Genomic DNA, 12,247 nt, shown 5'->3' with positions numbered 1-12,247 from the left:
TAAATTTACAACAACAGCTAAATCAACTTAATCAAAAAATCAATTTATTGATTTGCTTAAAAAATAAATGATACATTAAGACTAATAACTTAAATTCTTAATGTTTAAAATAAAAAACAAATAATATTTCATTGATAAGCGTTAGCGCCTTTGTTTATCTTAAAAAGCAAAGGAGATTAAAAAAATCTTAGTCTAGCCTTGCGATAAATTTAAACGTATGTTAGAGATAAAAAACTTGCACGCCAAAATTGAAGACGGCGCAGAAATTTTAAAAGGAATCAATCTTGAAATAAAGCCGGGTGAAGTTCATGCAATCATGGGTCCAAACGGCGCCGGTAAATCTACTCTTTCTTCTGTTATCGCAGGAAAAGAAGATTACGAAGTGACTGATGGAGAAATTATTTTCAGAGGTGAAGATATCATCGAAGACGCTCCTGAAGACAGAGCACACAAAGGGATTTTCCTTTCTTTTCAGTATCCGGTAGAAATTCCGGGAGTTTCTGTAACCAACTTCATCAAAGCAGCGATGAATGAAAACAGAAAAGCAAACGGACTGGGAGAAATGCCTGCTAAAGAAATGCTTTCGCTGATCCGTGAGAAATCTGAAAAGTTAGGAATCAAAAAAGATTTTCTTTCAAGATCATTGAATGAAGGATTCTCGGGAGGTGAAAAGAAAAGAAACGAGATCTTCCAGATGATGATGCTTGATCCTAAATTGGCCATCCTTGATGAAACAGATTCAGGATTAGACATTGATGCATTGAGAATCGTTGCAGATGGTGTAAATGCATTTAAAAATGAAGGAAATGCAGTGCTTTTGATTACACACTATCAAAGATTGCTTAATTATATTCAGCCTGATTTTGTTCACGTTTTAGCAAATGGAAAAATCATCAAGACCGGTGATAAATCTTTGGCTTTAGAACTGGAAGAAAAAGGATACGACTGGCTTTTAAATTAATTTGAGATTTTGAAATTTGAAATTTGAAATTTTGGGGACGATCAATAATTTTGAAGATTTAGAGATTTGGAAGGATGCAAGACGCCTTTGCGAATTGATTTATCAGAATTGCCTTCAAAATGATAAATTTCAAAGACATGATAAATCACAAATTGACAGAGCATCTTCGTCTATTATGGATAATATTGCAGAAGGTTTTGAAAGAGAAGGCAATCGGGAATTCATTAATTTTCTCACCATGTCGAAAGGTTCTTGTGGTGAAGTGCGTTCTCAACTTATCAGAGCTTATGACAGAAAATATTTAGATGAAGAAAAATTCCTAAAACTTAAAAATGAGAGTATTGAGATTTCAAAAAAACTTTCGGGATTTATTAATTATCTTAAGAATTCGACTCACAAAGGAAATAAATTTAACCGAAATATTGAATAGTGCAAATGTCACACAGAATATCAAATCTCAAACTTCAAATTTCAAATAAATATGTTATTAGAACAAATTTTAAATAATCATTCTTCTTTTTTAGAGAGTCTTCGTCACAGATTTTTGGACGAAGACAGAAAAGCAGCTCTTCAAAGATTTGAAAGCATGGGTTTTCCGACCAAAAAAGACGAAGAATATAAATATACCAGCTTAAAAGAGATCACTGAAAAAGCATATAACTTTTTCCCGAAAGAACACCACAATATCACTAAGGAACAGCTGGATGAACTGCATTTGGGTGAAGAAAACTTTGACTGGATCACTTTCGTCAACGGTAAACTTCACAAAGAGCTGTCAAAAGTTTCAATTGAAAACGTTGAATTTCTTTCATTTAATTATGCTTTAAATGATGAGAAACACAGAGATGTTTTTGAGAAATATTTTAACACAATTGCTTCAGATAAATCTGCTTTTACGAATTTAAATCAGGCTTACTGCAAGTATGGTTTCTTTCTGAAAGTTCCAAAAAACGTTGTGATTGAAAAACCGATCCATGTTTTCTATATTTCGCAAAACCAGGAAGAAAATACTTTCTACAATACGAGAAATTTATTGATCGTAGAGGAAGGTGCAAAAGTGGAAATCATTGAAAGTCATCATAATTTTGACAGTACTTATGTACTAACCAATTCAGTGACAGAAATTTTCACCTATTCGAATGCAAAAGCCGACTGGCATAAGCTGCAGAACGATAATGATACTTCTTATTTGATTGACAATACTTTTGCTAGACAGGAAAAAGATAGCTTAACAACGGTAAATACGTTCTCTTTCGGGGGTAAACTGGTAAGAAACAACCTTGATTTTATTCATAACGGATCGAATATCAATTCCTTCATGAACGGAATCACGATTATCGGGAAAGATCAGCTGGTAGACCATCACACGGCGGTTCACCACAACTTCCCGAACTGTGAAAGTTATCAGAACTACAAAGGTATTTTCGACGGAAAATCCCACGGTGTTTTCAACGGAAAAGTTTTTGTGGATAAAATTGCTCAGAAAACAAATGCTTATCAGCAGAATAACAATGTTTTACTAAGCGAAGGGGCTATTATTGATACCAAGCCTCAGTTGGAAATTTTCGCAGATGATGTAAAATGTTCTCATGGCTGCACCGTTGGACAGTTGAATGAAGATGCATTGTTCTATCTAAGAGCAAGAGGTATCTCTAAAAAAGAAGCTCAGGCATTATTGCTGTATGCTTTCGCTAACGATGCAATGCAGAATATTGATATTGAGCCTTTAAAAGAAAAAATTTCAAAGCTTTTGGCTGAGAAACTTGAAGTTGATATAGAGTTTTAACAATATATAATTGATAATAAGTAAGCACTCCAAATTTGGGGTGCTTTTGCTTTTTTAGTATTTTAATGAAGATTTGAATGATTGTGATCTTTTTGTTTGTAAAGCCATTCACTTATAAAAGCACTGCAGAGAGTCGTGCAATTTGTTAAAAATATTTGTGGCATTTGTATTTTAAAATTTGGCTAAAGTATTAAATAAAAAAGTGGGCTAAAGCCACACCTATTGATTTTGTAGATATTTATTCAAGTTGATAATGATTATTTCTTTATCCACCATTGGCTGTCTTTTCTGTTAGACCGTTTTACGCCATTATCTAAGGTGTAGGCAAACCCAACACCCAATGTCTGCTTCAGCTGTGTTCTTTTGATCTGGTTATGGTCATACATGAGGTCAACAGTAATGTTGGAGGAGATGAATTTATTAACTTTTAAATTTAATATCATTCCATACGCGAGCACCAGCCTTTCAGGATAGTCAAGATAATTTGAGAAAACAGATGCGGTATTGGTAACATTTACGTTTTCCATTAATTTAAATTTATAATAAGCTGTCCCCAGAAAACCGTACTGTAATAATGAATTGTCTCCATCAGCTTTTAATCCGTACGTTCCTGCAGTCTGGAGATCTTTATCTAAAACGAAAGCCCATCTGGCGTTGGAAGGACGCAGCGTTACATTGATGTTATCGTTGGGCCTGTACGTAATCCCCATCCCGACATTCAGATAACCGGGAGCCATAAAGTTGGAAATTTTCTTGGCTTCAGGATTGTTGCCGTCTTCATATCCCACAGTAAACTGAGAAAGTATGCCTGCTCCGACAGAAAGATACCAACTTTTAGAAACTTTTCTTCCATAATTCGTGGAAACATTGATAACATCCTGAGTTTTTCTTACTCCAAGACCTTTCGTATCATTCTGACCATAATTCAAAAGAATAATATTTTCCCAGAGATCCTTGTCTTTTTCATAGGTAATGTTGTAATCTGCACCTACCAGCCAGCCGACATTATTACCACCACCTCCAACCCAGTTGGAGAATGCAGCCTGATTGATCATTAAGGTCTGTTTACCAAGAACAGACCAGTGTTTTACCGTATCTACTTTGATAGAGGCAGTGTCCAGAAGCACTTGTGCACTGTTGAAAATTCCTATAGAAAAGGAAAGAATTAATAAAAACTTCTTCATGAGTCAGGATTTCATTTTACAAAATTCTACACAAAAATATCAAATATAAATTTGATAAAAACAAATCGCACAGGCAAAACTACATTTTCCTACTCACCTAACATTTTAATGACAAATAAGATATTCTTTAATATATACGAAAGAAAAGATTACTTTTTGGCTGAAATAAAATAAATGACTGATTAATTCATCGCCAAATTTTCCGAAATTTAGCATTGGCTTTCCATTTGACATAAACAGTGCATGCTAAAAAACAATGTAATTTCCAAAAAAGCGATTATAAATCCTTTGCTGATGCTTGCAGCAATGTGGCTGGGATATTTTCTTCAGCTTCATGGCTTTTTTGAAAGTTGTTTTGGAGCCATTATTCCGTTATTGCCTGAAGGACTGCTCGGCATTATTACTTCTCCCCTTCTGCACGGAAATCTGGATCATATTGTAGGGAATTCTATTCCTATTGCTATTCTGATGTTTCTGCTGTATCAGTTTTATCCATTGGTGGCTAATAAAGTTTTCGTTTTAGGATGGCTGGCTACAGGATTGTTAGTTTGGCTTTTGCCGCCTATAGACATCATGACTGGTGATTATCTTTATACCTGTACAATTGGTGCCAGTGGCGTGGTATACGTACTCGCATTCTTTCTTTTTTTCAGCGGTATCTTTAAGTGGAACATGAAGTTGCTTACTATTTCTCTCCTGGTAGTTCTATACTATGGAAGTCTGGTTTGGGGAATGCTGCCAGAGGAATTGTTTTACAATCTCCAGGAACCTAGCAAGATTGCATGGCAAGCACACATTGCAGGCGCTGTGGTGGGAATTATCCTGGCCTTTATGTTTAAAAAAGTAGGCGATAAAAAGAAAAAATTCATCTGGGAATTTCCGAATTATTACAGCGAAAAAGACGACAAACTCTGGCAGGAATACAAAGAAAACCATCCCGAAGACTTCATGGAATTACCTTATAAAAAGAAAGATGACATTTGGGAACATCTGGATGAGCTGAGAAGAAAATAAGCCTTATCAATTTTTAATCATATAAAAATTAATATTAAATTCTTTACATTTGTCAAAACAACACAAATGTATTCTGAAGAACATCTATATTCTATCGCGCTCCGCGAATGTAATTTAATCGGTGATATCAATTTTTACAAGCTTGTCCGCACTTTTGGAAGTGCAAAAAATGCCTGGCAGCATACCAAAAAAGAATATAAAAGAATTGATGGCCTGGGCTATAAAATGGTCGCTGATATCGGAAATCCTATCCATTTGAAATTTGCTGAAAAAGAACTAAAATTCTGCGAAAAGAATAATATTATCATCAACCTTCGTCATGCTGGCGAACTTCCAAAATTACTTAATGAATGCTATGATGCACCGGCAATTCTTTATCAAAAAGGAAGCTTCGACGAAAAGAAACAAAAAGTAAGCATTGTAGGAACCAGAAACATGACGTCTTACGGCAGCCATTTTCTGAATGATTTTTTTGAAGAGATAAAATCCTGCCCATTTATTTCTGTTAGCGGCCTTGCCCTGGGTATCGACAAAGAAGTTCACGAACAGTCTCTCCTGAAAGGAATTCCTACAGTTGGCGTATTGGCGCACGGATTTCATACTATTTATCCTTCCAAAAACCGAAGGCTTTCCGAAAAAATCGTGGAAGAAGGAGGAACGCTATTCACAGAATTTAATTCTTCGCGAAAACCTGACCGGGAAAATTTTATTCAAAGAAATAGAATTGTAGCCGGTATTTCTCCTGCGACAATTGTCGTAGAAACAGCTTTCGGAGGCGGATCAGTGAGCACAGCAACTTTTGCGAATCAATATAACCGGGAAGTATTTGCATTGCCCGGGAAAATTACAGACAAGCAAAGCCAGGGCTGCAATCAACTGATTTTTCAGAATAAAGCAGCGGCAATTTCTACAGTGAAAGATCTTATTGATAGTTTAGGAATTAAAAAGCCTAAAATAAAAATGGAAGAATTATTTTGCCACAGTGAAATCAATATCCAATTAACTGACAGCCAACAATTAATATTTACTGTTATTTCAGATCATCCACAAATTTCTTTGGATGATATCATAGAGAAAACAGGTCTGCCCTCTCACAAAATATTACCCACAATTCTGGAATTAGAACTTTTAGGGAAAGTAAAATCACTTTCGGGGAGACAATTTATGATAATATGAGATTTAACCTTTTCTTAATATTGCATTGTTTTAAACATAACTTTTAATTTTTAATAAAATTAAAGCTCAAATTATCAACTTAATAATATTAAGTATTTATATTATTAAAATTTCAACAATCATTCATTAAGGTATTGTGAATCTTGAAAAAAAAATTAAATTTGTTGACAATAATATTCAACCCTAATATATGGAACAATATAATATTGACCAGAAAATACAAGAATTTATAGCAAAAATTGAGGCCAAAAACCCTAATGAGCCAGAATTTTTACAAGCGGTAAAAGAAGTTGCTGTTACAGTAATTCCGTTTATTATGACGAAGAAGGAATATACAGGCATGAAACTTCTTGAAAGAATGGCAGAGGCTGAAAGAATCATCATTTTCAGAGTTCCGTGGGTTGACGATAAAGGAGAAATCCAGGTAAACAGAGGTTTCAGAATTCAGATGAACTCTGCTATTGGGCCATATAAGGGAGGAATCCGATTCCATCCTACTGTAAATCTTTCGGTTCTTAAGTTCCTGGCATTTGAGCAGGTATTTAAAAACTCACTGACAACATTACCAATGGGTGGTGGAAAAGGAGGCTCAGACTTTGATCCGCAAGGAAAATCTGATATGGAAGTAATGCGTTTCTGCCAGGCATTCATGACAGAATTATGCAAGCATGTAGGACCTGAAACTGACGTTCCTGCAGGAGATATCGGTGTAGGTGCCAGAGAGATCGGATACTTATTCGGTCAATACAAAAAAATCAGAAATGAATTTACAGGGGTACTTACCGGAAAAGGTCTTGCCTACGGTGGTTCATTGATCCGTCCTGAAGCGACAGGTTATGGTGTGGTATACTTCGCAGAGCAGATGCTGAAAACGATCGGACAAACTTTTAAAGATAAAGTGGTAACGGTTTCAGGTTTCGGAAACGTAGCCTGGGGTGTGATCAAGAAAGTATCTGAACTTGGCGGTAAAGTAGTAACTATTTCCGGACCTGACGGATATGTTTATGATAAAGACGGTATTGATGGCGAAAAAATCGATTATCTATTGGAATTAAGATCTTCAGGAAACAACAGAGCTGAAGATTATGCTAAAAAATATCCTTCTGCACAATTTTTTGCAGGAAAACGTCCTTGGGAAGTGAAATGTGATGTTGCCATACCGTCTGCAACTCAAAACGAGCTGGATCTTGATGATGCTAAGCAACTGGTGGAAAATGGTTGCGTTTGTGTAACGGAAGCAGCCAATATGCCTTCAACACTAGATGCTATTAATTATTTCCTTGATAATAAAGTGTTATTCTCTCCGGGAAAGGCTTCCAATGCGGGAGGAGTTGCTACTTCAGGTCTTGAAATGACACAAAACTCTATCCGTCTGAACTGGACTTCTGAAGAAGTTGATGCCAGACTGAAAGAGATCATGATCGGAATCCATAAAGCATGTAGAGATTATGGTAAAGAAGAAGACGGCTATGTAAACTACGTGAAAGGCGCTAATATCGCTGGCTTCGTGAAAGTTGCAGAAGCAATGCTGGCTCAGGGAGTCGTATAAAATACAAAGGTTGGGAAAATTCCCGACCTTTTTTCATACAACCTGTTCCCGGGATTATAAATGGGATAAAAGTAAAAAGTGAAAGGAGAAAGCGTTGAGTATTCAGCGCTTTTTTTATTAAAATTTAGTCCAAAAAAAATCCTGAAAAATTTTCAGGATTCTTATTATGATGCATTATCTATTTATTTTTCTTTTTTGACTTTCTGTCGCCGGTTGTTGCATCTCTGTTCTTCCAGTTGGCACTATCAGTTTTTGATTTGTCCCAGTTGTTATTGTTGTTTGTAGTACCGTTGGTATTACCATTATTCAAGGAGCCGTTATTTCCATTATTCATGTTATCGGTTCTCATGTCCTTGCTCTTCGTTGTATCAGGTCTTGCTGTGTCAACTGTGGTCGTTTGTGGTGTTGTCTGTGCAGATACTGCGATCGTTCCAAACATTGCGAGTGCTGTCGCTAAAATTAACTTTTTCATAATATAAATGATTTAGTGGTTGGTTGTCTTAGACTAAGTACAATAATCGTACAAAGCACTACTTATAAAAAATGTTTTAACTTGATTTATAATAATTTAAGACAAATTACATTATAAACAGGTTTAATAAAAACCCCGGAAGATAATTCCGGGATTCATTTCTACTTTTACTTAAATACTTACTTAGACTTTTTCTTTTTAGACTTCTTTTCTTCTTTAGTCACCTCGTCATTAGGTTTGGTAGCATCTGCATTCGGATCTGTGCTTACACTAGCTGAAGCATCAGTAGCTGTAGTTGCTGCAGATGCATCTACCGTAGCAGTTGCTGTTGTATTCTGGTCCTGTGCCGAACTTGAGGAAGCTGTTCCTAAAGTTGAAGACGCTTGTGGATCCTGTTGTGTTTGAGTTGTCGATGGGTTACTAGAATTTTGATTTTGTGACGGGTTCTGTTGTGTTGTGTCCGTCTGAGCCGATACTGCGATTACTCCGACTAATGTAAACGCTGCTGTTAAAACTAACTTCTTCATAATAATTAATATTTTTAATATGGTTTGTTTAGTTAAAACGCTGACGGTTTATCGAATATTATCTGCAAGACCTTTATTTAACGCACTTTATAATTATTTAAGAATGATTTTGAATATTTAATCATTTTGCTAAATTTTTCATAATTCTCTCCACAAACTCGTATGCAGCGGGACATATAAGCGTATTTTTCATGGTAAGATGATTGATCTGATAGATCTTCTTCCTATCCGTATGAGGATATTCCCGACAGGCTTTAGGGCGAACATCGTAGATGGAACAAGTATTATCACTGTTTAAAAAAAAGCAGGGAAGATTCTGTAAAACTTTGTCATTATCTTCATCCACACGCAAATATTTAGCTTCGAAATCAGCCGGTTTCATGCGAAGATGCTTGGCGATTCTTTCAATATCTTTTTCTGTATATAATGGCCCCGTGGTTTTACAGCAATTGGCGCATTGTAAACAGTCGATTGTTTCAAAAACTTCATCATGGGTTTCTTGTACTACATAATCCAGGTTTTTCGGTGGCTTTTTTTTAATACCATCCAAAAACTTTTTATGCTCTTTTTGCTTTTGTAAAGCCTGTTTTTTGTAAAGTTCTAAATTCATTATTTGTTATCTTCCTGAAATACCGGAAGATCTGCTTGTTGATAGTGATTTATTTTATCCAGATCCAGCACTGTAGAGAGATTCTGCTTATCAGGATAATACATCGGGATAAACTTGGCTCCATACACAATTTCTTTCGATACATACGATGTCCTTTGTACTACCGTATTGGAAAATACTTCATCAAAGGCACGCAGATGAACAATAATTTCAATATCTGTATTTTTAAAATCCTCTTCAGAAAAGCCAAAGAATGGAGAATTTTCATCGATTAAATGAACAATTGTCCAGTTCAGCGCCAATGTATTGATTTTATTCAACTGTGTTTTCAGGGTATAAAAATTACTTCTCGGAACACTATTTTCAATCACTTCAATAGCCGCTGAAACAATAACATCTGCATCCGTTAATGCATTATTTTTATAAGGAGCCAGCCGGAACATTAGCGCTGTCTTATCCTTAAAAGGAGCAATCAAAGCAATATCAGAAAATTTTAGATATGCTCTCGGCCTTGAAAATCTTCCATAGAAAAGTCCCGTTGCAATGGCAAAGGTAAGCAATCCCAAGAAAGCTTCAAAAGTAGCCACCAAACTTGCCATAAAGCCCACTGGTGCAATTCTCCCGTAGCCAACTGTAGTAAACGTCTGTGAGCTGAAAAAGAAAACATCAATAAATTCATTCACAGGATCGCTTTTATCAATTCCCGTTAAATGTTCCACACCAATGAGGTAATAAATCAATGCAAAAAACAGATTTACGAGAATATAGGCAATAACCAGATAAGAAAGGAAATTGAATGTCGAAAGATCCAGCATCGTATGATACCAACTGAAACGGTTGAAAATATTTACGCCTTTCCGGTTGACATTCGGAAGGCCATCTTTATTGATAAACCGTCCTGAAGAATAATCTCCGAAGCCACTGTTATCGGTATTTTTCTGGCGAATTTTCTGACGGAATCCTTTTGCCATCGTGTTGCTCTTGTTTTAAGTTTGATATATAAATGAGATGCAAATATAAAATATTGTTTTCATGAAATTTATCAACAAGCTGGTTGAATTTCACAATAAATTTTAAACTAAATTTGATCTATGAAAAAGCTGGAATCACGAGAAGATATTGAGCATCTTGTTAATTCATTTTATGCAAAAGTTATTAAAGATGAAACGATAAGCTTCTTCTTTACCGATATCGCTAAAGTAGATTGGGACAAGCACTTACCCAAAATGTATTCTTTCTGGGAATCCATACTGTTCGGGCAGATGACCTATAAAGGAAATCCTATGGGTGCGCACTTCCCCATCAATGAAATGCAGGCGATGGAGCAAAAACATTTTGACCGCTGGCTCGAGCTCTGGAGAACGACCATTGAAGAAAATTTCGTAGGTAAAAATGCAGATATGGCCATTTACAAATCTGAAAACATTGCCAAACTCATGGCATTCAAAATGGATCTTGCGAGAAGATTATAATTATTTCATAGTTTTTAAGGAACAATTACCGTGAAAATATAGGCTGCAAGGTTCACGAGGAGCACGGTTCCATAAAGGATATTGGTCTTTCCTCGGCTTAAAGAAAGCATAACAATGAAAACGGACAGTGAAAGAAGAATAATATCTTTTTTATCCAGTCCTAAAACCAACGGAATATCATACAAGATACAGACTATAGAAACAGCAGGAATCGTAAGCCCTATACTTGCCAGCGCAGAACCTAAAGCCAGATTAAGACTCGACTGAATCTGGTTACTGCGAGCCGCCCTGATCGCCGCCAGCCCTTCCGGCAACAGAACCACCGCAGCAATAATCACTCCTACCAGCGATTTCGGAGCTCCGATACTCTGTACCATATTTTCAATTGTTTCAGAAAGTCCTTTCGCCATGAATACCACGATGGCAAGACAGATCACAAGAAAGACAAAACTGATCATTGTTTTCTGAAAAGAAGGAATATAGTTTTCTTCGGGATGCTCATCCGGAACGATAAAATAATTTCGGTGCCTCACCGTCTGCACCATCAGGAAAGTTCCGTAAATAACGAGACAGGCGATTGAAACAAAAATCAGCTGTGCCTGATTATAAAAAGGTCCGTTAACGCTTGACGTAAAATTCGGAAGAACAAGGGTAAGAACAAGAATAGAAACAATACTTACCAGATAGGTAGTCGCCGAGGTCCTGGCAAAAAACTGCTCATAATATTTTACTCCTCCTACGAGAATTCCGATTCCTAAAATCCCGTTGAGAATAAGCATAACGGCCGCAAATACGGTGTCTCTTGCTAATGTAATCGCCTGATCACCACCGGCAACCATCAGCGAAATAATCAAAGCAACCTCCAAAATAGTGATGCAGAGCGCCAGAATGATCGTACCGAAAGGTTCTCCTACTTTATGCGCAACAACTTCCGCATGATGAACAGCTGAAATTACGCTTCCTGTCAATAAAATACCCGCAATAACATCAAAAATAATCCCGTTACCCATCAGGCCTGAAAAATAATATCCAACAGCGAGAAGGGGGAAAATATAGGTATAATGTAAAAGTTCTTTTAATCCCATAAGCGTTTACAAAATACAAAAAATCTATGATTTTTGAAATATTAAAAGAAAATATTAATCTTATTTAATGGTTCCATAAATAAAAATCCTGGAAATCCGTCAGCATGTGAAAAAGAAGACCTATACCGACAATTCTTATATTTCCTTTAAAAAACAGCATCAAAAAATACACCGCAATGGCAAAATAAGAGTGCAGAAAATGAAATCCGATACTTCCCCTGTCAGGATCGAAAATAGGATCGGCAAAAAGATGATCCAGATCAACCAGCATCGTAGCCAGCAGAATGAGATATACCCTTTTCCAATCTTTCCGGTAAAAAATCAATGCTATGAAAACCGGAAAGACAAAATGCAGAGAATAATGTACAAATGTCTTGGCGTAGGTAAGATCTGATAAATCCATATTTTAAC

The 12,247-nt window shown here is 36.1% G+C and carries 14 protein-coding genes; 7 read left to right on the top strand and 7 right to left on the bottom strand.

Features of this window, described 5'->3' with window-relative positions; translation table 11 throughout:
- Positions 1-217 precede the first annotated feature (217 nt).
- From sufC to sufD, 3 genes are read left to right on the top strand one after another with little or no spacing between them, the layout of a single operon-like run.
- Entirely contained in the window at positions 218-961 is a 744-nt protein-coding gene (gene sufC, locus BMW64_RS13755; RefSeq protein ID WP_090000534.1) for a Fe-S cluster assembly ATPase SufC, read from the top strand.
- Between the two features lie 31 nt (positions 962-992).
- Positions 993-1,391, top strand: a complete 399-nt coding sequence (locus tag BMW64_RS13750) for a four helix bundle protein (protein WP_090000722.1) — start codon at positions 993-995, stop codon at positions 1,389-1,391.
- 51 nt (positions 1,392-1,442) lie between these two features.
- Positions 1,443-2,747, top strand: coding sequence for a Fe-S cluster assembly protein SufD (gene sufD / locus BMW64_RS13745; protein ID WP_090000533.1), 1,305 nt, complete (start codon positions 1,443-1,445; stop codon positions 2,745-2,747).
- A 257-nt stretch (positions 2,748-3,004) separates the two neighbouring features.
- Here the strand turns inward: sufD and BMW64_RS13740 are convergent, their stop codons facing one another.
- Entirely contained in the window at positions 3,005-3,931 is a 927-nt protein-coding gene (locus BMW64_RS13740; protein ID WP_090000532.1) for a DUF3078 domain-containing protein, read from the bottom strand.
- 243 nt (positions 3,932-4,174) lie between these two features.
- Between BMW64_RS13740 and BMW64_RS13735 the strand changes: the two genes are divergently transcribed.
- From BMW64_RS13735 to gdhA, 3 genes are all read left to right on the top strand, one after another.
- The gene (locus BMW64_RS13735; RefSeq protein ID WP_090000531.1) at positions 4,175-4,945 is read left to right on the top strand and encodes a rhomboid family intramembrane serine protease; all 771 of its coding nucleotides are present in this window, start codon (positions 4,175-4,177) and stop codon (positions 4,943-4,945) included.
- 66 nt (positions 4,946-5,011) lie between these two features.
- A complete protein-coding gene (gene dprA, locus BMW64_RS13730; RefSeq protein WP_090000530.1) occupies positions 5,012-6,121 on the top strand; it encodes a DNA-processing protein DprA in 1,110 nt (369 codons plus the stop codon).
- Positions 6,122-6,311: 190 nt separating this feature from the next.
- Positions 6,312-7,670 (top strand): NADP-specific glutamate dehydrogenase, encoded by a 1,359-nt coding sequence (gdhA, locus tag BMW64_RS13725; protein ID WP_090000529.1) that lies wholly within the window; start codon positions 6,312-6,314, stop codon positions 7,668-7,670.
- A 178-nt stretch (positions 7,671-7,848) separates the two neighbouring features.
- On the opposite strand, the gene BMW64_RS13720 is transcribed toward gdhA, so the two are convergent.
- From BMW64_RS13720 to BMW64_RS13705, 4 genes are all read right to left on the bottom strand, one after another.
- Positions 7,849-8,142: a hypothetical protein gene (locus tag BMW64_RS13720; protein WP_090000528.1), complete on the bottom strand. Its 294-nt coding sequence runs from the start codon at positions 8,140-8,142 to the stop codon at positions 7,849-7,851.
- Positions 8,143-8,321: 179 nt separating this feature from the next.
- On the bottom strand, positions 8,322-8,669 hold the full coding sequence (locus tag BMW64_RS13715; RefSeq protein WP_090000527.1) for a hypothetical protein: 348 nt from the start codon (positions 8,667-8,669) through the stop codon (positions 8,322-8,324).
- Between the two features lie 121 nt (positions 8,670-8,790).
- On the bottom strand, positions 8,791-9,279 hold the full coding sequence (locus BMW64_RS13710; RefSeq protein ID WP_090000526.1) for a YkgJ family cysteine cluster protein: 489 nt from the start codon (positions 9,277-9,279) through the stop codon (positions 8,791-8,793).
- Complete coding sequence (locus tag BMW64_RS13705) at positions 9,279-10,250, bottom strand: ion channel (RefSeq protein ID WP_090000525.1); 972 nt, start codon at positions 10,248-10,250, stop codon at positions 9,279-9,281. The genes BMW64_RS13710 and BMW64_RS13705 overlap by 1 nt, the downstream gene beginning before the upstream one ends.
- Positions 10,251-10,370: 120 nt before the next feature.
- Here BMW64_RS13705 and BMW64_RS13700 point away from each other — a divergent pair, with 120 nt between their 5' ends.
- Entirely contained in the window at positions 10,371-10,751 is a 381-nt protein-coding gene (locus tag BMW64_RS13700) for a group III truncated hemoglobin (protein WP_090000524.1), read from the top strand.
- Positions 10,752-10,765: 14 nt separating this feature from the next.
- Here BMW64_RS13700 and BMW64_RS13695 read toward each other — a convergent pair whose 3' ends face one another.
- Both BMW64_RS13695 and BMW64_RS13690 read right to left on the bottom strand, forming a co-directional pair.
- Positions 10,766-11,836 (bottom strand): calcium:cation antiporter, encoded by a 1,071-nt coding sequence (locus tag BMW64_RS13695; RefSeq protein ID WP_090000523.1) that lies wholly within the window; start codon positions 11,834-11,836, stop codon positions 10,766-10,768.
- A 64-nt stretch (positions 11,837-11,900) separates the two neighbouring features.
- Positions 11,901-12,239 (bottom strand): DUF6122 family protein, encoded by a 339-nt coding sequence (locus BMW64_RS13690; RefSeq protein ID WP_090000522.1) that lies wholly within the window; start codon positions 12,237-12,239, stop codon positions 11,901-11,903.
- Between the last annotated feature and the right edge of the window lie 8 nt (positions 12,240-12,247).

Origin of the sequence: Chryseobacterium taichungense (assembly GCF_900109935.1) — a bacterium.
GTDB lineage: Bacteria > Bacteroidota > Bacteroidia > Flavobacteriales > Weeksellaceae > Chryseobacterium > Chryseobacterium taichungense.
This window is presented reverse-complemented; position numbering and strand designations above follow the sequence as displayed.